The 25,672-nt window shown below is 70.1% G+C and carries 18 protein-coding genes and 1 tRNA gene; 11 read left to right on the top strand and 8 right to left on the bottom strand.

Annotated features, from left to right (window positions below; all coding sequences use genetic code 11):
* Nucleotides 1–24 precede the first annotated feature (24 nt).
* A complete protein-coding gene (locus tag BLR91_RS07800; protein ID WP_018191083.1) occupies nucleotides 25–1,035 on the bottom strand; it encodes a tRNA (adenine-N1)-methyltransferase in 1,011 nt (336 codons plus the stop codon).
* Nucleotides 1,032–1,757, bottom strand: a complete 726-nt coding sequence (locus BLR91_RS07795; RefSeq protein WP_089875971.1) for an HAD family hydrolase — start codon at nucleotides 1,755–1,757, stop codon at nucleotides 1,032–1,034. Before BLR91_RS07795 ends, BLR91_RS07800 begins: the two co-directional genes overlap by 4 nt.
* An 88-nt stretch (nucleotides 1,758–1,845) precedes the next feature.
* Between BLR91_RS07795 and BLR91_RS07790 the strand changes: the two genes are divergently transcribed.
* Nucleotides 1,846–2,781, top strand: a complete 936-nt coding sequence (locus BLR91_RS07790; RefSeq protein ID WP_018191085.1) for a proteasome assembly chaperone family protein — start codon at nucleotides 1,846–1,848, stop codon at nucleotides 2,779–2,781.
* A 7-nt stretch (nucleotides 2,782–2,788) separates the two neighbouring features.
* On the opposite strand, the gene mshC is transcribed toward BLR91_RS07790, so the two are convergent.
* From mshC to BLR91_RS07775, 3 genes are read right to left on the bottom strand one after another with little or no spacing between them, the layout of a single operon-like run.
* On the bottom strand, nucleotides 2,789–4,057 hold the full coding sequence (gene mshC, locus BLR91_RS07785) for a cysteine--1-D-myo-inosityl 2-amino-2-deoxy-alpha-D-glucopyranoside ligase (RefSeq protein WP_089875973.1): 1,269 nt from the start codon (nucleotides 4,055–4,057) through the stop codon (nucleotides 2,789–2,791).
* Between the two features lie 31 nt (nucleotides 4,058–4,088).
* Nucleotides 4,089–4,952 carry an undecaprenyl-diphosphate phosphatase gene (locus tag BLR91_RS07780; protein ID WP_089875975.1) on the bottom strand — a complete coding sequence of 288 codons (864 nt, stop codon included), beginning with the start codon at nucleotides 4,950–4,952 and terminating at the stop codon, nucleotides 4,089–4,091.
* 21 nt (nucleotides 4,953–4,973) lie between these two features.
* Nucleotides 4,974–6,293, bottom strand: a complete 1,320-nt coding sequence (locus BLR91_RS07775; RefSeq protein ID WP_089875977.1) for a M20/M25/M40 family metallo-hydrolase — start codon at nucleotides 6,291–6,293, stop codon at nucleotides 4,974–4,976.
* Between the two features lie 133 nt (nucleotides 6,294–6,426).
* On the opposite strand from BLR91_RS07775, the gene BLR91_RS07770 reads away from it, so the two are divergent.
* The 4 genes from BLR91_RS07770 (at nucleotide 6,427) to BLR91_RS07755 (ending at nucleotide 9,716) form a co-directional block, all read left to right on the top strand.
* Nucleotides 6,427–6,511, top strand: a tRNA-Leu gene (locus BLR91_RS07770).
* Between the two features lie 87 nt (nucleotides 6,512–6,598).
* On the top strand, nucleotides 6,599–7,576 hold the full coding sequence (locus tag BLR91_RS07765) for a cation diffusion facilitator family transporter (protein WP_089875979.1): 978 nt from the start codon (nucleotides 6,599–6,601) through the stop codon (nucleotides 7,574–7,576).
* Between the two features lie 39 nt (nucleotides 7,577–7,615).
* Nucleotides 7,616–8,617 carry a helix-turn-helix transcriptional regulator gene (locus BLR91_RS07760; RefSeq protein ID WP_089875981.1) on the top strand — a complete coding sequence of 334 codons (1,002 nt, stop codon included), beginning with the start codon at nucleotides 7,616–7,618 and terminating at the stop codon, nucleotides 8,615–8,617.
* A 10-nt stretch (nucleotides 8,618–8,627) separates the two neighbouring features.
* Complete coding sequence (locus BLR91_RS07755; RefSeq protein WP_172823195.1) at nucleotides 8,628–9,716, top strand: VIT1/CCC1 transporter family protein; 1,089 nt, start codon at nucleotides 8,628–8,630, stop codon at nucleotides 9,714–9,716.
* A 23-nt stretch (nucleotides 9,717–9,739) separates the two neighbouring features.
* Here BLR91_RS07755 and BLR91_RS07750 read toward each other — a convergent pair whose 3' ends face one another.
* Nucleotides 9,740–10,177 carry a DUF1707 SHOCT-like domain-containing protein gene (locus tag BLR91_RS07750; RefSeq protein WP_089875983.1) on the bottom strand — a complete coding sequence of 146 codons (438 nt, stop codon included), beginning with the start codon at nucleotides 10,175–10,177 and terminating at the stop codon, nucleotides 9,740–9,742.
* Nucleotides 10,178–10,464: 287 nt separating this feature from the next.
* Here BLR91_RS07750 and BLR91_RS07745 point away from each other — a divergent pair, with 287 nt between their 5' ends.
* The 3 genes from BLR91_RS07745 (at nucleotide 10,465) to BLR91_RS07735 (ending at nucleotide 18,444) form a co-directional block, all read left to right on the top strand.
* Nucleotides 10,465–17,157, top strand: coding sequence for a DUF11 domain-containing protein (locus BLR91_RS07745; protein WP_231918850.1), 6,693 nt, complete (start codon nucleotides 10,465–10,467; stop codon nucleotides 17,155–17,157).
* Between the two features lie 99 nt (nucleotides 17,158–17,256).
* The gene (locus BLR91_RS07740; RefSeq protein WP_089875985.1) at nucleotides 17,257–17,547 is read left to right on the top strand and encodes a DUF6504 family protein; all 291 of its coding nucleotides are present in this window, start codon (nucleotides 17,257–17,259) and stop codon (nucleotides 17,545–17,547) included.
* Nucleotides 17,548–17,601: 54 nt separating this feature from the next.
* Nucleotides 17,602–18,444: a DUF3097 domain-containing protein gene (locus BLR91_RS07735; protein ID WP_089875987.1), complete on the top strand. Its 843-nt coding sequence runs from the start codon at nucleotides 17,602–17,604 to the stop codon at nucleotides 18,442–18,444.
* Between the two features lie 80 nt (nucleotides 18,445–18,524).
* Here the strand turns inward: BLR91_RS07735 and BLR91_RS07730 are convergent, their stop codons facing one another.
* Nucleotides 18,525–18,896: an NUDIX domain-containing protein gene (locus BLR91_RS07730; RefSeq protein ID WP_231918849.1), complete on the bottom strand. Its 372-nt coding sequence runs from the start codon at nucleotides 18,894–18,896 to the stop codon at nucleotides 18,525–18,527.
* A gap of 122 nt (nucleotides 18,897–19,018) precedes the next feature.
* Between BLR91_RS07730 and BLR91_RS07725 the strand changes: the two genes are divergently transcribed.
* Genes BLR91_RS07725 through BLR91_RS07715 form a run of 3 tightly spaced genes read left to right on the top strand, consistent with a single transcriptional unit; the run spans nucleotide 19,019 to nucleotide 24,805 of the window.
* Entirely contained in the window at nucleotides 19,019–19,711 is a 693-nt protein-coding gene (locus BLR91_RS07725; protein WP_020077558.1) for a hypothetical protein, read from the top strand.
* On the top strand, nucleotides 19,712–21,397 hold the full coding sequence (locus BLR91_RS07720) for a DNA polymerase Y family protein (RefSeq protein WP_089875989.1): 1,686 nt from the start codon (nucleotides 19,712–19,714) through the stop codon (nucleotides 21,395–21,397).
* Between the two features lie 15 nt (nucleotides 21,398–21,412).
* Nucleotides 21,413–24,805, top strand: a complete 3,393-nt coding sequence (locus BLR91_RS07715; RefSeq protein WP_089875991.1) for an error-prone DNA polymerase — start codon at nucleotides 21,413–21,415, stop codon at nucleotides 24,803–24,805.
* Nucleotides 24,806–24,831: 26 nt separating this feature from the next.
* On the opposite strand, the gene BLR91_RS07710 is transcribed toward BLR91_RS07715, so the two are convergent.
* Nucleotides 24,832–25,665, bottom strand: a complete 834-nt coding sequence (locus BLR91_RS07710; protein ID WP_089875994.1) for an AMP nucleosidase — start codon at nucleotides 25,663–25,665, stop codon at nucleotides 24,832–24,834.
* Nucleotides 25,666–25,672 lie beyond the last annotated feature (7 nt).

Below are 25,672 nucleotides of genomic sequence, written 5' to 3'. Positions count from 1 at the left end.
GAGCCCGGCGTTCCCGCATTCATGCTAGCCGACGCCCGGAGCGTCCTCGTCCGCCTCACGGCCCTTCGCGAGCTCTGCGCTGGCGGCCGCCTCGCGCATCCGCTTGCGGAGGCTCTTCGGGCTGGACTGCCGCTCGCCGAGAGCGCCGGGCGTCCAGGCCTCGACATCCTCGTCGGAGTAGTCGGACTTCGACGGACGGCGCTTCAGCTCGGGCAGGACGGTCCCCGGGGCGAGCCGGCGGGCGGTGATCAGGAAGCCGGTGTGGGCGATCATCCGGTGGTCGGGACGGACGGCCAGCCCCTCCACGTGCCAGCCGCGGACCATCGTCTCGTTCGACTGCGGGTGCGTGTAGTCGCCGGAGGCGCGGATGGCCTCGGCGACGCGGGACAGCTGGGTCACGGTGGCGACGTAGCAGATCACGACGCCGCCGGGCTTGAGCGCGCTGGTGACCGCATCGAGCGTCTCCCACGGCGCCAGCATGTCCAGCACCACGCGGTCGACGGTTCCCGGTTCGACAGCGGCGGGCAGCGCATCCTGCAGATCGCCGACGGTCAGCGTCCAGTTGGCGGGCTCGCTGCCGAGGAACGTCGCAGCGTTGTCGCGCGCGACGTCGGCGAACTCCTCGCGGCGCTCGAACGACAGCAGCCGGCCCTCCGGACCGATCGCACGCAGCAGCCAGAGCGAGAGCGCACCGGAGCCGACACCCGCCTCGACGACGGTCGCGCCGGGGAAGATGTCCGCGAGCGCGAGGATCTGCGCAGCGTCCTTCGGGTAGACGATGGCCGCGCCTCGCGGCATCGACATGACGAAGTCGGTGAGCAGCGGACGCAGCGCGAGGTGCTCGACGCCCGCGTTGTTGGTGACGACCGAACCATCCGGCAGGCCGATGATGGCGTCGTGCTGCAGGACACCGCGGTGGCTGTGGAACTCTTTTCCCGGCTGCAGCGTGATGGTGTTCATCCGGCCCTTCGGACCGGTGAGCTGCACGCGGTCGCCCGCGCGGAACGGGCCGGAGCTGCGCGGAGTCTCGTTCACCGGTTCGCCGCCTCACGGTGTGCGCGGGCGACGGCGAAGACGTCCTCCGCGGTGCGGCCGTCCAGCGACGACCACAGCGTGTGCTCCTCCGACTCCGGCAGCGGCACGATGTGCGGCACTCCGATCGTCGTCGCGCCGGACGCCACGGCGGACGCGAGGCCCACCAGGGAGTCCTCCAGGGCGACGGTGTCGCGGATCTCCACGCCGAGCAGCTCGGCGGCGCGCAGGTACGGCTCCGGCGCGGGCTTCGGCTCGTCGACCTCGTCACCGCTCACGATCACATCGAACGCGTCGAACGGGATGTGTGCGACGATCTGCTCCGCCATCCTCCGCACCGACATGGTCACCAGTGCCGTCGGGATGCCGCGCTCGCGCAGCGACTCGAGCAGCTCGCGGGCGCCCGGGCGCCACGGCACGCCGTCCGCATCCAGCTTCTGCTGCACCCGGTCGGTCAGCCAGTGCACGATCTCGTCCGGCTCCATCGCCACACCGCGCGAGCGGAGGATCTCCGCCGAGTTCCAGAGGCCGAGGCCGACGAGCAGAAGACCGTCGTCGTGCGTCCAGGTACCGCCGAACGAGTGGACGAGCTCCACCTCCGACGCCATCCAGTACGGCTCGGTATCGACGAGGGTGCCGTCCATGTCCCACAGCACGGCGGCGGGCAGGTCGGCAGAGCCGGTGTCGCTACGGGTATGTTCGCTGCGGGGGGAAGACGCGGTCACAACGGGCAAGTCTATCGGGAGAGCCGCGGGCCTATCCTGGATGGATGGCGTCCCGACCGGACGCCAGGAAGGGACGAGGGACAGCTTCGTGACAGACGGACAGAACATCCTCGGCGGGCGCATCCTCGTGGTGGCCTTCGAGGGATGGAACGACGCGGGCGAGGCGGCCAGCGGCGCGGTCAAGACGCTCAAGGAGCAGCTCGACGTGGTTCCCATCGCCGAGGTCGACCCCGAGCTCTATTTCGATTTCCAGTTCAACCGGCCGGTGGTGACGGACGACGACGGCCGCAGACGGCTGATCTGGCCCTCCGCCGTCATGTACGGACCGTCGCTTCCCGGGCGCGTCGGGGAGGACCTGGCCGGCGACGCCGAGCTCACGGTCACCGGCGACAACGCCGGCAACATCTTCCTGCTGCTCGGCACCGAGCCGTCGCGCAGCTGGCGCAGCTTCACCGCCGAGATCATGGATGTGGCGCTCGCCGCCGACATCGGAGCCGTCGTCTTCCTCGGCGCGATGCTCGCGGACGTTCCGCACACGCGGCCGATCTCGGTGTTCGCCTCCAGTGACAACGCGGCCGTCCGGGCCGAGCTCGGCCTCGAGCGCTCCACGTACGAGGGGCCGGTCGGCATCCTCAGCGCGCTCGCCGAAGGCGCAGAGGACGTCGGCATCCCGACCCTGATGATCTGGGCGTCGGTACCGCACTACGTGCACAACGCGCCCAGCCCGAAGGCCGTTCTCGCACTCATCGACAAGCTCGAAGAGCTCGTCGACGTGACGATCCCCCGCGGCACCCTCGTCGACGAGGCGGCCGCCTGGGAGTCCGGGATCGACGCTCTCGCGGCCGACGACGAGGAGATGGCCTCCTACATCCAGCAGCTCGAGCAGGCGCGCGACACGGTCGACTCGCCCGAGGCGAGCGGCGAGGCGATCGCGCAGGAGTTCGAGCGCTACCTGCGCCGCCGCGGTGACGGCCGCGACGGCGGAACCGCCGGGCGCGCGCCGGACGACCCGCGCCGCGGCTGACCGCGGCTCACTCCGGGGCGGTCGCGAGCGGGATGCCGAGCAGCGCGTCGATCGCGCGCGGCACCAGGTCGGTGGTCTCGGCGGGGCGGGTGGCCGCCCACTGGTCGACGGCTCGCAGGGCAGACGGCGTGTCGAGGTCGCTCCGCAATGCCGCCCGGATGCGGGCGACGAGGGCCGCCTCCTCGAGCGTTGCCTCGGCATCCACCTCGTCTGCGCGCCGGCTGATCGCCGACTGCCAGGCCGTCAGCCGGAGTCGGGCTTCGTCGAGCGCGGAGTCGAACCACTCCCAGTCGCTGCGGTAATGGTGCGCAAGGAGCGCCAAGCGGATCGTGCGCGGGTCCGCGCCCTGCTCCCGGAGGCCGGATACGAGCACCAGGTTGCCCAGGGACTTGCTCATCTTCTCGCCGTCGTAGGCCACCATCCCAGCGTGACTGTAGACCCGGGCCAGCGGATGGCCGCTCAGCGCGGCGGCGTGGCCCGCGCTCAGCTCGTGGTGCGGGAAGACGAGATCGGAGCCGCCGCCCTGCACGGTGAAGTCGCGGCCGAGGTGCATGAGCGCGATGACCGAGCACTCGATGTGCCAGCCGGGTCGGCCCTCCCCCGCTTCCGACGGCCAGCTCGGCTCCCCCGGTCGCGGACCGCGCCAGAGCAGCGGGTCGAGCGGGTCGCGTTTCCCGGCGCGGTCGGGGTCACCGCCGCGCTCGGCGGAGAGGGCGAGCATGGTGGCGCGGTCGAGCCCGCTCTCCTCGCCGAGCACCCACGGCGCCGCGTCCTGGGCGGCCTGGATGTCGAAGTAGACGTCATCGTCGAGCCGGTACGCCATCCTGCGATCGAGCAGGATGCTCGTTGCTCGTCCGATCTGCTCGATCACCTCGGTGACAGCGACGTAGTCGTCCGGCGGAAGGATGCGGAGAGCCTCCATGTCGCGGCGGAACAGGTCGATCTGCTCGTCCGCCAGCGCGCGCCAGCCGACGCCGGTCTGGGCGGCACGCTCCAGCAACGGATCGTCGACGTCGGTGATGTTCTGGGCGTAGTGCACGCGATAACCGGCGTCGCGCCACACCCGCTGGAGCGTGTCGAACGCCAGGTAGGTGGCTGCGTGGCCGAGGTGGGTGGCGTCGTAGGGCGTGATGCCGCAGACGTACAGGCGGGCGACGTCGTCGGGACGGGCCTCCACGAGCTGACCGGAGGCGGTGTCGTACAGCAACGGGACGTCGACTGCCGTGCCATCCGGTCGCGGCACCGCCGGGACCTCCGGGGCGTTCCAGGCGCGCACGGTCAGCGGTTCGTCGTCGCGGGCATGCGGGTCACGCCTGGAGGACGCCGGCGGCGAGCAGGATCATCAGCAGCACGCCGAGCGCGATCCGGTAGATCACGAACGGCAGGAAGCTGCGGCGCGAGATGTAGCCCATGAAGAACGCGATCACCAGCAGGCCCACCACGAACGCGACGACGGTCGCAGCCGCTGTCTCCACCGGTCCGAACACCTCGGGCGTGCACGTTCCTGCCTTCGCGAGCGCCTCGGTGCACGGCTCCTTGACCGCTTTGTACAGCTGGTAGAAACCGCTGCCGAAGACAGCGGGCAGCGCGAGCAGGAACGAGTAGCGGGCGGCCGCGCGGCGCTGGTAGCCCATGAACAGCCCGGCGGTGATCGTGCCGCCGGAGCGGGAGACGCCGGGGATGAGCGCGAGCGCCTGCGCGAGCCCGAAGATGATGCCGTCGCCCCAGGTCAGCTCGCGCAGCCGCTTGCGCTTCGACCCCACCCAGTCGGCGATCCCCAGCAGGATGCCGAACACGATGAGCGTCGTCGCGACGATCCACAGCGAGCGGAACGTCGTCTCGATCTGGTCCTGGAAGAACAGCCCGAGGACCACGATCGGGATGCTGCCCAGGATGACGAGCCACCCCATCCGTGCGTCGGGGTCGTTGCGCGGGATACGCCCGAACAGCGCGCGGAACCACTGCGCGATGATCCGTGTGATGTCGCGCCAGAAGTAGAGCAGCACCGCTGCTTCGGTGCCCAGCTGGATGATCGCGGTGAAGCGCGCCCCCGGGTCGGCACCGGTGCCCAGCAGTTCGCCGACGATGCGGATGTGCGCAGACGACGAGATGGGGAGGAACTCGGTGAGCCCCTGAACGAGGCCGAGGATCAGGGCGTTGATGAAGTCCATACGAAGCGTCGAATCCCGGGGTCAGTAGGCGCGGAGGAGGTCGCGGAGCACGGTCCTACCGAACACTAGCGCGTCGAGCGGGACCCGCTCGTCCACCCCGTGGAACATGCCGGGGAAGTCGAGATCGGCGGGCAGCCGGAGCGGCGCGAAGCCGTATCCCGTGATGCCGAGCTTGCTGAGCGCCTTGTTGTCGGTGCCACCCGAGAGGAGGTACGGCAGGACGGGCGCGCCCGGGTCGTGCTGCTGCAGCGTGTCGGTGATCGCCTCCACCAGGCCGCCGCCGAACTCGGCCTCGAGGCCGATGTCGCGGTGCATGACCTCGATCTCGACGTCGTCGCCGATCAGCTCGCGGACGCGTGCGAGCACGGCGTCCTCCTCGCCCGGCAGCGTGCGGATGTCGATCAGAGCCTCCGCGGTGTCCGGGATGACGTTGTGCTTGTAGCCGGCCTCGAGCAGCGTCGGGTTCGTCGTCGTCCGCAGGGTCGCCAGGATGAAGCCGGCGGCCGTGCCGGTGCGGATCACCACCTCGTCCGGCCCGATCCGCTGCGGGTCGACGTCGAGCAGCCTGCCGAGCTCGCCGATCAGCCGGGTCGTCGTGGCGGTCAGCTGGATCGGCCAGTCCTCGCGACCCAGGGCGACGACGGCCTCCGCCAGCCGCGTGATCGCGTTCTCGCGGATGAGCCGCGAACCGTGCGCGGCCCGGCCGCGTGCGATGAGCTTGATCCAGACAAGAGACTTCTCCCCCGTCTGCAGAAGGTACGCACGGCGGCCCGCGAGGTCGATCGAGTAGCCGCCGACCTCGCTGATCGCCTCCGTCGCGCCCGCGAACAGCTCCGGATGCGTGTCGACCAGGTGGTGGGATCCGCGACGGCCGCCGTCCTCCTCGTCGGCGAAGAACGCCACGACGAGGTCACGTGCCGGACGCTGCCCCGCGCGCAGGATGTCGCCGACCGCGGTCAGGATCATCGCATCCATGTTCTTCATGTCGACGGCGCCGCGGCCCCAGAGCAGGCCGTCTTTGATCTCGCCGCCGAACGGGTCGACGGACCAGTTGCGCGGGTCGGCCGGAACGACATCGAGGTGACCGTGGACGACGAGGGCCGGCTTGCCCGGGTCGGCGCCCTCGACACGGGCCACCACGCTCGCGCGGCCCGGATCGGACTCGAACACCTGCGGCCGGAGGCCCAGCTCGGACAGCTTCGCCTCGACATAGGCGGCGGCCTCCGCCTCGCCGTTCGAGCGGCCCTCGCCGTAGTTCGTCGTGTCGAACCGGATGAGGTCCCGGGCGATGATCGCGGTCTCGTCGAGGTCGGGCTCGGTCGCGCGGAGTTCGTCGGTCATCCCTCCACGCTACCTGCCGCATACGACGACCGCCCCGCCACGCCCGAGGTGTGTGGACGAGTGATCCTCTGTGGAGAATCCGTGCTATCGTCTTTCTTCGGCAGCCGGAGCAGTTCGGCGGTCATCTCACCTCGTCCGGGTGGCGGAAATGGCAGACGCGCTAGCTTGAGGTGCTAGTGCCCGTATAGGGCGTGGGGGTTCAAGTCCCCCCTCGGACACAGAACCGCGAAAGCGGACGGAAGGCCCCGGTCACAACGACCGGGGCCTTCTGCATTCCCGCTCTGCCGCAGGACTATGGTGTCGCCATGCCCCGCAGCAAACGATCCTCGAGTCTGTTCACCGTGCTGCTCGCCTTCGCAGCGAACATCCTCGTGGCGATCGCCAAGACCTTCGCCGCCATCCTCACCGGATCCGCCTCCCTGGTCGCCGAGGCCGCGCACTCGTGGGCGGACGCCGGCAACGAGATCTTCCTCATCCAGGCCGAGCGTTCCGCCGTGCGGCCGCGCGACGCGTCGCATCCCGGCGGGTACGGCCGCGACGCCTACGTCTGGAGTCTCTTCGCGGCCGTCGGGCTCTTCACCGCTGGGGCGGTGGTGTCGATCATGCACGGCGTCCAGGCGCTCGGCTCGGAAGAGGCGGACTCGGACTACCTCGTCGGCTACCTCGTCCTGGCGGCGGCCTTCGTCTTCGAGGGCATCTCGTTCATCCAGTCGTACCGGCAGGCGCACGCGAAGGCCGAGTCCTCGGGCACCGGCACGTTCGAGCACGTGTTCAGCACCTCGAATCCGACGCTGCGGGCCGTGTTCGCCGAGGACTCCGCGGCCCTCGTCGGCCTGGTGATCGCCTTCCTCGGCCTGCTGCTGCACGAACTCACCGGCAACCCGTTCTGGGATGCGCTCGGCTCCATCCTGGTCGGGGTGCTCCTGGCGATCGTCGCGGTCGTGCTCATCGAGCGCAACCGGCGGTTCCTGGTCGGACAGCCCGGCTCGGACCGCGCCTCGGAGGCCGCCCTCGGCGCACTGCTCGCACATCCCGAGGTCGAGACGGTCACCTATCTGCACCTCGAGTACGTCGGCCCCGAGCGGTTCTACCTCGTGGCGGCGGTCGACCTCGTCGGCAACGACCGGGAGTCGGACGTCGCCGCCGACCTGCAGGCGGTCGAGGCCTCGCTCGAGGAGTCGGAGTGGATCACGGAGGCCGTGATCACGCTCTCGCGGCCCGGCGCCGCGCCCCTGCCTCCCGCCGCGAGCGGCTCGGGTCCGGAGGCTGCCGTACGCAGCTAGCGGTCAGTTTCCGACCGCAAGGATGTGCACAATGGATGCATGGCAAGTACCGGCTCCCGCTCGCTCCAGCTCCTCTCCCTCCTCCAGACGCACCGCTACTGGCCAGGACAGGAACTCGCCGACCGCCTCGGAGTCTCGCCGCGCACCCTCCGCCGTGACGTCGAACGACTGCGCGACCTCGGGTACCCGGTCGACGCCACCCGCGGGGTCTCGGGCGGCTACCAGCTCGCTGCCGGCGCCTCCCTCCCTCCCCTGGTCGTCGACGACGACGAGGCCGTCGCGCTCGCCGTCGGCCTCCGGACCGCGGCGCAGAGCGGCATTGCGGGCGTCGACGAGGCGTCCGTCCGGGCGCTCGCCAAGGTCGTCCAGGTGATGCCGCCCCGGCTCCGGCGCCGGGTCGACGCACTGCGGATGACGACGCTGTCCACCACGCTCGGGCCGACCCCGATGACCGATCCCGGCATCCTCACCGCCTTCGCCCAGGCGTGCCGCGACGAGGAGCGGATCGAGTTCGCCTACGTGGCCCGCGACGGCCAGGCTTCCAACCGGACGGTCGAGCCGCACCGGCTGGTCTCCATCGAACGCCGCTGGTACCTCGTCGCCTACGACCTCACCCGGTTCGACTGGCGCAGCTTCCGCCTCGACCGCATCGCCGAGCCGCACCCCACCGGCGTGCGGTTCCGGCCGCGAGCGCTGCCCGCGGAGGACGCGGCGGAGTACGTGCGCGCGTCGCTGCACAGCGCGGTCGAGCCGATGGTCGTCGAGGCCGTCATCGAGGCGCCCAACGACCGCGTCGTCGAGGTGCTCGGACGCTGGGCGACGGTCGACGACCGCGGCGACGGCACGTGCGCGGTCCGGATCACCGCCGACAGCGCCGAGTGGGCGCTCTTCGGGCTCGCCGCTGTCGACGCGCCCTTCCGCATCCTCGGTCCGGACGAGGCCATCGTCGCCGCCACCGAGTGGGGCGAGCGGTTCACCCGGTCGACGCTGGCGCTCAGCCTTGAGGCCACCGCCCCGAGAGAGCCGGCGGCGACCTCGTAGACTTGAGGGGATGACGACAACAGCCCGAACCCCGAGCCCCGCCGACATCAGGCGGTGGCGTCGCTACCTCGCCGACGAGCGCGCGGAAGCCTCCGTGTACCGCGACCTCGCCGGCCGGCGTGAGGGCGAGGAACGCGAGATCCTGCTCGCACTGGCCGAAGCAGAACGACGCCACGAACAGCACTGGGTCGACCTGCTCGGCGACCAGGCGGGCCGCCCGCTGAAGGGCGACGTCCGTACGCGCTTGCTCGGCTGGCTCGCACGGCGGTTCGGCTCGGTGTTCGTGCTCGCTCTCGCACAGCGGGCCGAGGCCCGGTCCCCTTACGCGTCCGACTCCGACGCGACGCCGCAGATGGCGGCGGACGAACAGGTGCACGAAGAGGTCGTCCGGGCCCTCGCCGCACGCGGCAGACAGCGGCTCTCCGGCACGTTCCGTGCCGCGGTCTTCGGGGCGAACGACGGCCTCGTCAGCAACCTGGCGCTCGTCCTCGGCGTCAGCGCCAGCGGCGTCCCGACCCACGTGGTGCTGCTCACCGGCATCTCCGGACTCCTCGCCGGAGCGCTGAGCATGGGCGCGGGAGAGTACGTGTCGGTGCGGTCACAGCGCGAACTGCTGGAGGCATCCACCCCCAACCCCGCCACCGGATCGGCGCTGCCGCATCTCGACGTCGACGCGAACGAGCTCACCCTGGTCTACCGCGCACGCGGAATGACGGCGGAGGAGGCGGCCGAGCACGCACGCGAGGTGCTCTCCGGCCTGCAGGCGGTGACTTCGCCCATCCCGATCACTCCCGCGGTCGCGGAGGACGAGCACGAGGCGATCGGGACCGGATGGAACGCCGCGATCTCCAGCTTCTGCTTCTTCGCCTCCGGTGCGCTCATCCCGATCCTGCCCTTCCTCTTCGGGCTGACCGGGACGGCCGCGATCATCGTCTCCGCCCTGCTGGTCGGGATCGTCCTGCTCGGCACGGGAGCCATCGTCGGGCTGCTCTCCGGTGCGTCACCGCTGAAGCGCGCCATCCGTCAGCTGCTCATCGGATACGGAGCGGCGGCCGCCACGTACCTCCTCGGTCTGCTGTTCGGCGCCACCGTCGGCTGAGGCTCGGTTCCGCGGCTCCGCGGCTAGCGCCGGCGGCCGCCCTCGGTGCCGTATGCGATCGCGCCGACCAGCGGGATCAGCAGGAACCACAGCCACGAATACTGGTATCCCCACGCCATCCCGGTCAGGAAGAACAGGATGACCGAGACGAACGGGATGATCGAGACCGCCAGGAGGCCCCAACGGGACGACGGCTCGCGACCTGTCGCGCCCGCGCCGGCGGGAACGGAGGGCGCCGCCTGGGGATGACCCGCGAGCTGCAGTCCGCCGGGGAGGTCCGTGAAGAGCGGTGCGAGATCTCCGCGTGTCACGGCGGATCGGGCCGCAGCCGACCGCGTCTGCAGCTCGACGTCGGTGAGCCGCCCCTGTGCGGCGTGCGACTGCAGAGCCGCGACCGCGCGTTCGCGCTCGTCGTTGCTGAGGCGCAGGGAGGCGCCGGAAGGGTCTGTGATGTCCGACATAGACGCCAGTATGGCAGCGGCCCGCGCGTGATCGCACTGGTTCGGATGCGCCTGGAGCGCACGCCTCGCATGGAAAGACCACCTTGCTTGCATTGGATCGCGCATCCCGTAACGAACGTCACCTCACCGTGTCCTCATAAATGAGGGCAACCGTGCTCTCGACCACGTGACCGGGGCTGACTCCTCCCGGCATGTCCTGAGAGGAAGTGCTGCACATGGCGCGTCGTTCCGGATCCGCTGCTCGCCGAGCCCGCCGCTGGCGAGTCGCGCTGTCATTCGGGGCGTGCGTGACCGTCGGCGCGCTCGTCGGCGTGCTCCTGCTGCCGCAGCACTACTCGGACGCCGCGACGACCGCCGTGTCGACGGTGTTCACCACCGGGAAGAACGCGGCCAACGGGTCCACTGCGGCCTCGGACGATGCTCCGGGCGGCCCCTCCACCGGCACTGCCCGACCGGGCGACGTGATCGACTGGGTCGTCGAGTCGCAGAACAACACCAGCGCCAACGCGGTCGTGGATCTCAAAGACGACATCAGCACGGCGGGCACGTACGTCCCCGGCTCGCTCCGGTTGCCCCCGAACCAGAACCCGGCCGGCTCGGTGACTCCCCAGTACCGCGCGGGCGGACCGGGCTGGGTCACCGGCACGCCCCCCGCCGACGCCACGGGAATCGGGTTCGTGGCGACACCCGTCCCGCAGGGCACACAGCAGCTCTCGCCGCCGTTCGTCGTGCCCCCGTCGAAGGTCATCGCCATGGGAGGCGGAGACGCGTACAACGTGGTCGCGCGGAAAGACCTCCTCTACGCGATCTACCACCACGCCAAGGGGGCGGTCGTCTTCTGCGCACAGCACGACGGGACGACCTGCCCGGGCTGGCCGACCGGCAGCAACGTCCAGACGTGGTCGTCGGTACCGGGCACACCGATCGGAACGGGCACGTCCTTCGCGGGGATCACCCCGCAGCAGGGCGGCACGTGGCTCGCGGGCGACAGGCTGTACTGGTACGCCGGACTCACCGACGGCAGCAGCAACGGCATCGCGTGCCTCGACCTGTCGACCAAGACGCCGAGCAGCTGCGGCTACACCGCCCGATCGGGAGCGGCCGTCAGCAACACCGCGTTCGCCGCCCAGATGAACGGGACCGGGCTTCCTTCCGATGACGGCAACACCTATAGCGTCGTCGTCAGCCGCAATCAGGCCGCCCTCGTCTGCACGACGCCCGACATGGGCTCGTGCCCGGGCGTCACCCTGATCGCGAGCGGCGTCACGACCACGTCGATCTACACCTCGTCGAGTTACGGCCCCTACGTCTTCGCGAGCATCCAGCAGACGTCGACCAGCGCATGGAAGAACTACTGCTACAACACCAACACCAAGGCGCTCTGCACCGGCAGCTGGCCTGTGAACGGATCGGCGGCGAACACCAAGGCCGGATCGCCGATGGCGCCCATCCTGTCCCGCACGGGCGCGGTCTCCGGTGTCTGCACCATCACGAACGGCCCCGGAACGGCCTCCAACTGCGTCACCGTCGCGGGCGCCGCTGCCGCCAACCCCTACGCAGGAACTGGCGCGAACTACGCCGCCGGCGGCAACGGCGCCGGCGAGGCCTACGTCATCGGCACCCGCGTGTACCTGTCGAACGGCAACCAGGTGATGTGTCGCGACTTCGGACAGTGGTCCGGAACCGGCACGGTCCCGCCGTGCGCCGGATTCAGCAACGTCAACAACGGCCTCAACTACACCATCCGGCCCGCGACGGATGTCGCGACGAACTGCCTGGTGGCCACGGGAGACGCCGCCCAGTTCGTGCTCTTCGACGCGACGACGGGCAAGGAATGCGCCGGACCGACGGAGCCGCGAGAGGTCACCGTCACGCCGAGCGGGTACTACTGCGGCACGGGAGCGACGTCCTTCCGCGGCTGGCGTGCGCTGACGCTTCCGGGGCTCACGGACGGCTCGTATGCGAACGCCACGGTGTCGCTGCGCGACCAGAACGACGCGGTCATCTCCGGGTTCGAAGCGGTCACGGTCAATCCCGGGGCGTCCGTCGACCTGTCGGGGATCCCGACGACGGTGACCTCCATCACCGCGACCGTCACGGTCAACGCCGTCACCGACCCCGCCGGTGTCGAAAGCGCGCAGGTGGGCATCACCTGGTCCGGCGACGCCCCCCAACTCTGCTTCCAGACCACGGCTCCCCCGGTGTCCTGCGACGCTCCGACGCCCCTGATCCTGACCAATACGGCGAACGCCGTCACGACCTCCCCCGCCGGGACCGACGCACCGAACGGCAACACGTCCGGCGGCGCGCGCTTCACCGTGGAGGCTAATCCCGCATCCTGTTCCCTCGCGATCACCAAGGACTCGTCGGTGCAATCGGCCCGACCAGGAGACACGGTGACCTACACGGTCACCGTCAAGAACACGGGCACGCAGGCGTACGACACCGCCTCGCTCACGGATGACCTGACCGATGTCCTGAAGGACGCCAGCTACACGGGCGAGGCGAGGGCATCGCAGGGTGCCGTGGCGTACACCGCCCCCACCCTGGCGTGGTCGGGCCCTCTCGCGCCTGGTGACACCGCGACGATCACCTACTCGGTGACGGTGAAGAATCCGACTCCCGGGGACCACTCCCTCCGCAACACCGTCGTGTCTCCCACCGTCGGGAGCAACTGTGCAGCCGGTTCGGCCGACGCGAAGTGCACGTCGACGGTGCCGGTATCCGATCTGACGGTCACCAAGGTGGCGGACGACTCAGCCGTGACGAAGCCGGCGAAGGTCGGCGACACGATCACGTACCGCTTCTCGGCGAAGAACACCGGCCAGACCACGTTGACGGGCGTCACCATCAGCGACCCCCATGTCGGACTGTCCCCGTTGACATACAGCTGGCCAGGTACCGCTGGAGCTCTGCAGGTGGATGAGACGGTCACCGCGACGGCCACGTACCAGCTGACGCAGGCCGACATCGACAACGGACTCGTGCCGAACACCGCGACCGCATCCGGCAACCCGCCCACAGGCCCGTCGGTGAGTACTCCTCCGGCCGCTGCCGATGTCCCATTGACGCAGGGTCCGGATCTGACGTTCACGAAGGATGCGGTGAGTTCGGGGGTGTCCTCGCCGGCGAAGGTGGGTGATGTGATCACCTACGTGCTGAAGGCGAAGAACACCGGGAACACGACGTTGACCGGGGTGACGATCACGGATCCGAAGCCGGGTCTGTCGAACCTGGTGTACACCTGGCCAGGGGTGGCGGGGGTGTTGCAGCCGTCGCAGGAGGTCGTCGCGCAGGCGCAGTATGTGCTGACGCAGGCGGACCTGAATGTGGGCATAGTGTCCAACACGGCCACCAGTTCCGGGAACCCGCCCACCGGTCCTCCGGTGACGCCGCCGCCGTCGACCACGGACACCCCGCTGACCCAGGGTCCGGGCCTGTCGCTGACCAAGGGCGTCAACAACTCCCAGGTGAAGATCCCGGCCGCGGTCGGGGATGTGATCACCTACACGTTCGTCACCGAGAACACCGGCAACGTCACCCTCACCGGGGTCAGCATCACCGACCAGCTCCCGGGCCTGTCCGCGATCAGGTACACCTGGCCCGGCACCCCCGGCACCCTCACCCCCGGCCAGACCGTCACCGCGACCGCGACCTACCAGCTCACCCAGGCCGACATCAACACCGGCCAGGTCATCAACCAGGCCACCGCCACCGGCACACCACCCACCGGCCAGAACGTCACCACACCCCCCGCCACCGTGCCCGTCCCGCTGACCGCCGGCCCGAAACTCACCTCTACGAAGACGGCCGATCCCCTGCCGGTCGGCACCGCCTCCACCGTGGGAGACACCGTCACCTACCGGTTCACGGCGAAGAACGAGGGCAACGTCACTCTCACCGGTGTGACGATCACCGACACCCTCCCGGGACTGTCCGCGCTGACGTACACCTGGCCGGGAACTCCGGGCACGCTGCTGCCCGGAGAGACGGTCACGGCGATGGCGACCTACACGCTGACGCAAGCTGACATCGATACCGGCCACGTCGTCAATACGGCCACCACGCGCGGCACTCCCCCGGCCGGGCCCGATGTGACGCCGCCTCCCTCCGTGACCGACACACCACTCGTCGCCAACCCCGACATGACCCTGGTCAAGACGGCCGATCGTGATCGGCTCAACAGCCCTTCCCGTGTCGGCGACCAGATCACGTACCGCTTCACGGCGCACAACTCCGGCAACGTGACGCTCACGAACGTCGACATCGTCGACCCGCTGCCCGGGCTTTCGCCACTGACCTATTCCTGGCCCGGAACTCCCGGCACGCTCCTTCCGGACCAGAAGGTCACGGCCACCGCCGTCTACACGCTCACCCAGGCAGACCTCAACACCGGTCACGTCGCCAATGCTGCGACAACCGCCGGAACGCCGCCCACGGGTCCAGCGGTGGTTCCGCCACCTGCGCTCAACGACGTCCCGCTCACAACCGGCCCGGGACTCGACCTCACGAAGGTCACTCTCACCGACGGCCTGTCCCGTCCCGCCAAGGTCGGCGACCTCGTCACCTTCCACTTCGCTGCGCAGAACATCGGCAACGTCACGCTGACAGATGTCACCATCGACGACCCCCTCCCCGGTCTGTCGGCACTGACCTACTCCTGGCCGGGCAGCCCGGGCACGCTGACCCCGGGCCAGAAGGTCACCGCGACAGCGACATACCAGCTCACCCAGGCCGACATCGACGCCGGGACGGTCGTCAACACGGCCACCACGATCGGGAGGCCGCCCGTGGGCACCCCGGTGACCGATGAGGGAACAGCCACAGTGGACCTTCCGCCGGCGCCGAGCATCGATCTCACGAAGCTGGCCGATCCGTCAACGGTGCAGACCCCGCCGCAGGCGGGCGACACCGTCACGTACGCCTTCGTGGCGGAGAACACCGGCAACGTGACGCTGACCGGCGTCAGCATCACCGACCCGTTGCCGGGCCTGTCCGCTCTGACCTACACCTGGCCGGGTACCCCGGGCACGCTGGCCCCGAAGGAGAAGGTCACCGCGACGGCCACGTACCAGCTGACGCAGGCGGACATCGACGCCGGGCATGTGGCCAACACCGCCGGCACCGAGGGCACCCCGCCCACCGGCACGAAGGTCACCGACGGGGCATCGGCGGACCTGCCGCTGGTGACGGTCCCGAGCATCGACCTGGTCAAGGCGGCCGACCTCGCCGCCGTCCAATCGCCGCCCCGGGCGGGCGACACCGTCACGTACACCTTCGAGGCGGAGAACACCGGCAACGTCACCCTCACCGGTGTCACGATCAGCGACCCGAAGCCGGGCCTGTCCGCCCTGACCTACACCTGGCCGGGCACCCCGGGCACACTGGCACCGAAACAGAAGGTCACCGCCACCGCGACATACCAGCTGACCCAGGCGGACATCGACTCCGGACACCTGGCCAACACCGCAGGCACCGAGGGCACCCCACCCACCGGAACCAAGGTCACCGACCAAGCCTCCGTCGACATCCCGCTCACCACGAAGCCCGGCATCCGGCTCGTGAAGAAGGCGGATACCGCACTCGTCCAATCACCGGCCGAGAGCGGCGACACGGTCACCTTCACGTTCGCGTCTCAGAACATCGGAAACGTCACCCTGACGAACGTGGTCATCCAGGACCCCCTGCCGGGCTTGTCGTCACTCACGTACACGTGGCCGGGTTCACCGGGAGTGCTCGCGCCGGGTGAGACCGTCACGGCCACGGCGACCTATCGTCTGACGCAGGCGGACCTCGACGCCGAAGAGCTGGTCAACACCGCGACCACGACCGGGACCCCGCCGTCCGGAGACGACGTGACAGACGTAGCCACCGTCACGATCCCTCTCCCCGCCGATCCCGCCCTGACCGTGGCGAAGTCCGCGGGCACCATTGGGATACAGACTCCGGCCGGCGCCGGCACCACGATCACGTACACGTTCACGGTGACCAACACGGGGAACGTGACGATGACCCGAGTGAGCGTCGCCGACCCGATGGTCGGCCTCTCACCGCTCACCTATGCCTGGCCCGGCGCGCCGGGAACGCTGGCGCCACGGGAGACCGTGATCGCCACGGCCACCTACGTGCTGACCCAGGCCGACATCGACGCGGGGCACGTGGCGAACACGGCACGGGCAACCGGAACGCCGCCGTCCGGAGTCGTCGTCACGCCGCCCCCCGCGAGCACCGACACGCCTCTGGCTCCGTCCCCCTCGATCGAGCTGGTCAAGACCGCCGACACGGTGGCCGTGCACTCGCCTGCTCGCCCCGGTGATGTGATCACCTACACATTCCGATCGAAGAACGACGGGAACGTCACCCTGACCGGAGTGACCATCACGGATCCGCTCGCCGGGCTGTCCGAGCTCGCGTACTCATGGCCAGGAGCGCCGGGAGTCCTCGCCCCCGACGAGAGCGTCACCGCGACCGCGACCTACCTGCTCACCCAGGCGGACATCGATTCCGGCCACATCGCGAACACGGCGTCGACCGCGGGAACGCCGCCTTCGGGCGTCGCCGTCACGGACGAAGCGTCGGCAGAAGTGCCGCTGGCGGCCGATCCTCGGCTCACGCTGATCAAGACGGCCGATGCCGGCCGGGTGCAGTCCCCCGCGATGGTCGGCGACACCGTCACGTATCGCTTCGTCGTGAGCAATACGGGGAACGTGACGATCGACGGAGTGTCGGTCGCAGATCCTCTCGCCGGGCTGTCGTCGCTGACATACGCGTGGCCCGGCGTTGCCGGGCGGCTGGAACCGGGGCAATCGGTGACGGCGACGGCCGACTATCGACTCACGAACGCCGACCTCGCTGCGGGCCATGTCCAGAACACCGCCGTCGCGGTGGGTACTCCTCCGTCCGGTGAGAGGACCACCACTCCGCCCGCTTCGGTCGACACTCCACTCTCGCGACAGTCACTCCCCGCGGTGTCCGGATGAGCATGCGGAGTCGACGACGAACGATGACAGGAGGTGCGATGTCGCGAGGTAGAGGTACACTCTCGTTCGAACATATGTTCGACAGACGAGGTGAGCAGCATGACCGAGATCGACGAGACCGTCACCGTCTGGACGACCGACGAGGGCGTCCCCATCCGGCTCGTGTGGAGATCCACTCGATACCGGGTGTCCGACACCCCGACCGTCTGGGCGGAGGCCTGTGCCTGGTGGCGCCCCTTCGGCGAGCATCGCTACCCCATCGGCAGCGTCCCCCGGTCGATCGGCGGTTGGCGATTCCAGGGGACCAGCGAAGACGGCGAGGCCCACGTCTTCGACGTCCGGCACGACGCGAGCGCCCGATCGTGGCGGCTGGTCCGCGTTTTCGACTGACCGCAGCGTGGCTCACCCGCGCCGCGCATCCCGTCGCATAGCCTCCATCGGGTGATGGACGACCGCTACGGAACCGATGTGCTCGCCGGCGACTGGAGAAGCGCCGGCAAGAAGCCCGTCCCCACCGTCGAAGCCGTACGAGACCTCGTCCTCGAGGACGCAGCATCCGGCTTCTGCGGCGCGATCACGCGACTCGAGGCGCAGACGGTCGAACTCGAGGACTACTTCGGCAAGAAGCGCGTCTTCCCACTGACAGGCTCGTTCCTCATCGACGGAGAGCCGGTACGCCTGGTCGTCCCATCCCGCACCCCGGCCGGCCCCACGCGGACCGCATCCGGATCGTTCGCCGTCGGCGACCAGAAGGCACGCGTCGCCCGCGCCAGCCGCATCTTCGTGGAGGGTCGCCACGACGCCGAACTGGTCGAGCGAGTCTGGGGCGACGACCTGCGCGTCGAAGGCGTCGTCGTCGAATACCTCGAAGGCGTCGACGACCTCGACGCGATCGTCCGCGAGTTCCAGCCGGACCGCGGACGGCGCATCGGCGTCCTCGTCGACCACCTCGTCCCCGGGTCCAAAGAGAGCCGGATCGCCGAGCAGGTGGCACGCGGGCCGTACGGCGCGCACGTCCTCGTCGTCGGCCACCCCTACATCGATATCTGGCAGGCGGTGAAGCCGCAGCGGGTCGGCCTCGACGCCTGGCCGAGCATCCCCCGCTCGATCTCCTGGAAGCACGGCATCTGCGCCGCCCTCGGCCTCCCCCACGAGACGCAGGCCGACATCGCACGCGCCTGGAAGCGCATCCTCGGCCAGGTCCGCTCCTACACCGATCTCGAGCCCGAGCTGCTCGGCCGGGTCGAGCAGCTGATCGACTTCGTCACCGAACCCCAAGCGCGGTAGACGCGGCCTGGCTGGCGACGCTCACCAGCCGTATTCGGTGTACGACTCGCCCCGTTCGAGCGCCTCGATGCCATGCCGGATCACCGGGATGACATCGCCCGGGAGCACGCGCAGCGGCGCCCAGACCAGCTCGGAAGCCTTCTCCGGCTCCCGATCACGGGAACCGCACCCGCGGGGAGTGCGGCAGCGAAGAAGAAGTCGATGTAGGCGTCACCGTCCGCGCGACCATGCTGGACCAGGGCGAGCCGCACCTGATCGGGACCGAGCGCGAGGCCGATCTCCTCCCGCGCCTCACGGAGCAGCGCGGCCGTGGCCGACTCCCCCGGCTCGATGTGTCCGGCGGGGAGCGACAGCTCGCCGTCCCGATACCCCGTCCCCGCGCGGCGTTGCAGCAGGATGCGGTCGCCGTCGAACAGGCACAGGTACACGGCGGCGGGATAGGTCGGGCGCACGCGTCCATTGTGCGCCGACGACTGTCGGTCGGGTGGCGTACTGTTCTTCTCCACACGGGGCGGTTGTCCACAGCGTCGAAATTCCATTTGCGTTGTTCGAACATACGTTCGAAAATGGACTCATGTCCCTCGCAGCTCCGCACCTCGATGAACCGGTCGCCGACCGGGCGCAGGTGCACGAGCTGCAGACCCGCATCCGGCAGATGCAGGCAACCAAGCTCGAGAGCCGGACCCTGCAGACGCATCCAGCGCTCTCGCCCCTCCTGCCAGGAGGTTCGCTCAAGGCAGGGGCGGCGTACTCGGTCCGCGGTTCCACGACACTGCTGATGGCCATGCTGGCCGGTCCGAGCGCGGCCGGGGCATGGTGCGGTGTGATCGGGATGCCCGACTTCGGGGCAGAGGCCGCCGGGCGGTTCGGCATCGACCTCGAACGGCTCGTGCTGGTGCCCCACCCCGGCGACCATTGGCTCACCGTGACCGCGGCGGTCGTCGATGTGCTCAGCGTGGTGGTCGTCGCGCCGCCCGCCCGTGCGAAAGACGGCGACGTCGCCCGGCTCACCGCCCGGCTGCGGCAGCGCGAAGCGACTCTCATCGTCGCCGGCGACTGGCCACAGGTGGAAGCGACGCTCACCGTCGCGCGCAGCGGGTGGGACGGCCTCGGCACCGGGAACGGCTACCTGTCGTCCCGGCGCGTCACCGTGGAGTCGGCGCCACGCGGCGGGACGGGGCCACGCCGCACCGCCGAGCTGTGGCTGCCGGCCGTCGACGAGAGCTTCCGCGCTTCCGGGCCCACGCGGCTCGAGGCGGTGAGCTAGATGACGAACGGAACACGCGAAGCCGTCGTCACCCGGGCGATCGTGCTCTGGTGCCCCGACTGGCCGGTCATCGCTGCGCAGCAGGCGCTCGACCTGCCACCCGACGAGCCACTCGCCCTGGTCGAGAAGGGCGTCGTGTTCGCCTGCTCCCCGGCCGCTCGAGCCGACGGGGTGAAGCGCGGGCTGCGGATGCGCGAGGCGCAGGCGCGCTGCCCCCAGCTGAACGTGCTGCCGTACGATCCGGTGCTCGATGCCCGGGCGTTCGAGCCGGTGCTCGCCGCGATCGAGGAGATCACCCCCGGCGTACAGCCGGTCCGCCCCGGCACCTGCGTGCTCCGGGCGCGCGGACCGGCGCGCTACTACGGCGGCGAGGAGCAGGCGACCGCCGAGCTGCTGCGCTGCCTGGAAGGGCTGGGCCTGCCGGATGCCCGGGTCGGGATCGCCGACGGTCCCTTCGCCGCCGAGCAGGCCGCGCGCTCGACGGGAGCCGCCCGGCCGCTCGTCAGCGCCACCTCCACCGGGACGACGTCGACCGATGCCGCCGCGTCGACCGATGCCACCACCGGTCGCGCCGCTGATCCCCCCGCCCCGCACTTCTGGGCCCGCAGTCGTGTGCGCATCATCCCGTCCGGCGGCTCCCCACGGTTCCTGGCACCGCTCCCGGTCGCCCACCTGGGCTTCGCCGAGCTCACGCCGCTGCTGCGCCGGTTGGGGCTGCATACCCTCGGCGACATCGCCGCGCTCTCGCGCGTGGACATGCGGGAGCGGTTCGGCGAGCGGGGCGAGCTCGCGCACACCCTCGCCAGCGGACTCGACGGCACGGCGGTGGTGCCGCGGACTCCGCCGAAGCAGCTCGACCGCTCCATCGAGTTCGAACCTCCCCTCGACCGTGTCGACCAGGTGACCTTCGCCGTGCGCGGCACGGCCGAGCAGTTCATCGGCGGGCTCACCAAGGCCGGGCTCGTGTGCACGTCACTGCGGGTGGAGGTCACCGACGAGTCCGGGCGGGTCAGCGAGCGCACCTGGCTCCACCCCCGGTTGTTCTCTCCGCCCGACGTGGTCGACCGCGTCCGCTGGCAGCTGCAGGGCTCCGGCGCGATCGACTCCGGGCTGGCGTCCCCGATCTCCCGGGTGGTGCTGGAGCCGGAGGCGGTCGACGACATCGGCCATCACGAAGACGGACTGTGGGGCGGCGGCGCCGACGAGCGCATCCACCACGGCCTCACCCGGGTGCAGAGCATGCTCGGGCACGAAGCGGTGGTCACGGCCACGATCGGCGGTGGCCGCGCGCCCGGTGAACGGCAGGTGCTGGTGCCGTGGGGCGACCGGCCTGTGGGGGTGGCCCGCGCCGACCAGCCGTGGCCCGGATCGCTGCCGGCACCTGCGCCGTCGACCGTGTTCGAGGTCCCGCGTCCCGTCGCGGTGCTCACCGAAGAGGGCGCGCCGGTCGAGGTGACCGATCGCGGAGACGTGACCGCGCCGATCGCCCGCTTCTCCGCCACCGGCCAGGCACGGGACGCCCGGCCGGTCGACTCCTGGGCCGGGCCCTGGCCCGTGCGGGAGCGGTGGTGGGACGCCACCCTCTCCCGGGCGATGCACCGCTTCCAGCTGGTCGACGCCGACGGCACCGCCTGGCTGCTCGCACTGGCGGGCTCCGGCTGGTTCGCGGAGGCGCGCTATGACTGAGCGAGGTGATGCCTGATGGGGTGGAACAATCCGCCGATCCCGTGGGCCGAGTTCGAGCGGCGGCTCTCCGGACGACGCACCGGACAGCAGGCAGACGAACGCCCGTCGTCGCGCAAGCGGCAGAAATACGTGCCGCAGGCGATCCCGGAGACGCCCGAGGACGCGGTCCCGTACGCCGAGCTCCACGCGCACAGCAACTTCAGCTTCCTCGACGGCGCGTCCTCCCCGGAGGAACTGCTCGAAGAGGCCACCCGGCTGAACCTGCACGCGCTCGCCCTCACCGACCATGACGGCATGTACGGGGTCGTGCACCTGGCCGAAGCGGCAGAGGCGTACGACCGGGTGAAGACCGTCTTCGGCGCCGAGCTGTCGCTGTCGCTCACCAAGCCGCAGAACGGCGAGCCCGATCCAGAGGGCAGCCACCTGGTCGTGCTCGGCCGCCGGCAGGGCGGCTACCATCGGCTCGCCGCCGCGATCACCGCGGGGCAACTCGCCGGCGAGGAGAAGGGGCGGCCGGTGTACCGGCTCGACGAGCTCGCCGAGCAGTCGGGCGGCGAATGGATGGTGCTGACCGGATGCCGGAAGGGCGACGTCCGGCTGGCCCTCGCCGAGCACGGCGAACGTGCAGCGGAGCGGGAGGTCGCGCGGCTCGCCGACCTGTTCGGGCACGACAACGTGCTCGTCGAGCTGATCGATCAGGGCGCCCCGCGCGACTCGACCGACAACGACATCCTCACCCGTATCGCCGGCCGGCTCGGGCTGCCGACCGTTGCGACCAACAACGTCCACTATGCGAGCCCGGCGCAATACCCCCTGGCGACCGCCGTCGCCGCCGTGCGCGCCCGCCGCAGCCTCGACGAACTCGACGGCTGGCTGCCCGCCGCCGGAGCGGCCCACCTGCGCAGCGGTGCCGAGATGGCCCGCCGGTTCGCGCGCTACCCCGGCGCCGTCGAACGGACCGTCGAGATCGCCGACGACCTCTCCTTCCGTCTCCGCAGCGCACGCCCCCGGCTGCCGAAACAGGACGTCCCTGAGGGCCACACGCCGATGAGCTGGCTGCGCGAGCTCACCTGGCAGGGCGCCGCCGAACGGTATCCCGACCTCGACAGCAACCCGGCGAAACGCGAGCGCATCGAACGCGAGCTGGATGTGATCGAGGCGAAGGACTTCCCCGGCTACTTCCTCATCGTCCACGACATCGTCCGGTTCGCCCGCAGCCGCGGCATCCTCTGCCAGGGTCGCGGATCCGCGGCGAACTCGGCGGTCGTCTACCTGCTCGGGATCACCGCCGTCGACTCGATCAAGTACGACCTGCCGTTCGAGCGGTTCCTCTCCAGCATGCGCGAGGAGGAGCCCGACATCGACGTCGACTTCGACTCCGATCGCCGGGAGGAGGTCATCCAGTACGTCTACGCCAAGTACGGCAGGCACAACGCGGCGCAGGTCGCCAACGTGATCACCTACCGCCCCAAGAACGCCGTGCGCGACATGGCGAAGGCACTCGGCTACTCCACCGGCCAGCAGGACGCCTGGAGCAAGCAGATCGACTCGTGGGGCACCGTCCAGACCAGCGACGACCACGACATCCCGGACGACGTGGTGGGTCTCGCGCAACAGGTGCTCAAGTTCCCACGGCACCTCGGCATCCACTCGGGCGGGATGGTCCTCACCGACCGGCCCGTCGGCGAGGTGTGCCCGATCGAGCACGCCCGCATGGAGGGCCGCACCGTGCTGCAGTGGGACAAAGACGACTGCGCGTGGATGGGGCTGGTCAAGTTCGACCTCCTCGGCCTCGGGATGCTGTCGGCGCTCGACTACTCGATGCGCACCATCGAGGCGTCGCTCGGCGAGAAGTGGACGCTCGACAGCATCCCGAAGGAGGAGCAGGGCGTCTACGACATGCTCTGCCGAGCCGACTCGATCGGCGTCTTCCAGGTGGAGAGCCGCGCCCAGATCGGCACCCTGCCGCGACTTCAGCCCCGCAGCTTCTACGACCTCGTGATCGAGATCGCGCTCATCCGCCCCGGTCCCATCCAAGGTGGGGCGGTGCATCCGTACATCCGCCGGAAGCTCGGCAAGGAACCGGTCACCTACCTGCACCCCTCACTCGTGCCGGTGCTGGAGCGCACGATGGGCGTCCCTCTGTTCCAGGAGCAGCTGATGCAGATGGCGGTCGCGGTCGGCGACTGCACGGCGGAAGACGCCGACCTGCTGCGCCGCGCAATGGGGTCCAAACGCGGGGTGGAGAAGATCGAAGCGCTCAAAGCGAAGCTGTACGACGGGATGGCGAACAACGGCATCACCGGAGCCGACGCCGACGCCATCTACGAGAAGATCGAGGCGTTCGCCAACTTCGGCTTCGCGGAGAGCCACGCGATCAGCTTCGCGCTACTCGTCTACGTCAGTTCGTGGATGAAGCTGCACTACCCGGGCGCGTTCCTCGCCGGGCTGCTGCGCGCCCAGCCCATGGGTTTCTACTCACCGCGCACCCTCACCGCCGACGCACGCCGGCACGGCGTGACCGTGCACCGCCCCGACATCCAGCGCTCCGGCGTCTTCCCGCTCCTCGAGCCGCTCGACGATCCGGACGCCCAGCGCGGGCCGACCGGATCCGATCCGTGCCTGCAGACCGATCAGCCGCCGATCGACCCCTTCGATCCCGCGGTCCCGCTCGACTTCGCCGCGCACCGTCGCGACGCCGGTCACGCGGTACGCCTCGGCCTCGCGGCGGTCACCTCGATCGGCGAGAAGGTCGCGGAGCGCATCGTCGCCGAGCGCGAAGCGTACGGCCCCTACCGCGACCTCGGCGACCTCGCCCGGCGCACCGGACTCAACACCGGTCAGCTGGAGGCGCTCGCCGCCGCCGGCGCGTTCGACGGCTTCGACCTGAGCAGGCGGCAGGCGATCTGGGAGGCCGGCAACGCCGCCCAGGAGCGACCGGAGTACCTCGCCGGCACGGCGATCACCGTGCAGCCGCCCCTGCTGCCGATGCTCTCCCCCGCCGAACAGCTCGCCAGCGACCTGTGGGCGACCGGTATCTCGACCGACGACCATCCCATCCGCTTCCTGCGCCCGGCGCTCGCCGCCCGCGGCGTCCGCCCGGCCGACACGCTCGCCGCGGGCGAATCCGGCCGGCGCATCGAGGTGGGCGGCGTGGTGACGCATCGACAGCGTCCGGCGACGGCGGCAGGAGTCACGTTCCTCAACATCGAGGACGAGACCGGGATGGTGAACGTCATCTGCCCGGTCGGGGTCTGGAATCGCTATCGCCGGGTCGCCCGCCAGGCACCGGCGATGATCGTCCGCGGCATTCTGGAGCGCAGCGAGGAAGGCGTCGTCAATGTGCTCGCCGACCGGCTCGAAGCACTCGACACCGGCATCCGAACCGTCTCGAGGGACTTCCGATGAGCCGCCTCAGGCCGCAGCGCGTACCGTCACTCCTCGAACCGCAGGTGCCGCACACTGCGACCGTTGCGGCGGACCAGACGGAGCGCCTCCACGCCGATCCGGATGTGACGCTCGACGAAATCGCGCGTCACCCCGAGATCGCTCTCCGCCGTCTTCACGCCCTCCGGCGTCATCGGCTGATCCGAGATGAGCAGCAGCGCCCCGCTCGGGATGCGGTTGGCGAAACCCGCTGCGAACACCGTCGCCGTCTCCATGTCGACGGCCATGCACCGCGTCCGCTTCAGGTACTCCTTGAAGGTTTCGTCGTGCTCCCAGACTCGGCGGTTCGTCGTGAAGACGGTGCCCGTCCAGTAGTCCTGCTGGAAGTCGCGGATGGTGGACGACACGGCGCGCTGCAACTGGAACGCCGGGAGCGCTGGCACCTCGGGAGGCAGGTAGTCGTTCGACGTGCCCTCGCCGCGGATCGCCGCGATCGGCAGCACGAGGTCGCCGAGCTTGTTCTTACGCTTCACCCCGCCGCACTTGCCCAGAAACAGGGCGGCTTTCGGACACACAGCGGTCAGCAGGTCCATGATCGTCGCCGCATTCGGGCTGCCCATCCCGAAGTCGACCATCGTGATCCCGTCCGCCGTCGCATTCGGCATCGAGCGATCCAGCCCGCGCACCTCGGCGCCGTACCAGTCGGCGAAGCGCTGCACGTAGTCGCCGAAGTTGGTCAGCAGAATGTACTCGCCGAACTCCTCCAACGGAGTGCCGGTGTAGCGCGGGAGCCAGTCGCGGACGATGGCCTCCTTGTCCTTCATGCCGCCCTCGCTGGGCATCACATTCACCGCGGCCTCGCGGTCCTGCGCATCCACCATCCTGCGT

It is taken from the genome of Leifsonia sp. 466MF, assembly GCF_900100265.1.
In the GTDB taxonomy this organism is placed as follows: domain Bacteria; phylum Actinomycetota; class Actinomycetes; order Actinomycetales; family Microbacteriaceae; genus Leifsonia.
The sequence above is the reverse complement of the archived record's forward strand: the minus strand, read 5'-3'. Positions and strand labels throughout refer to the sequence as shown.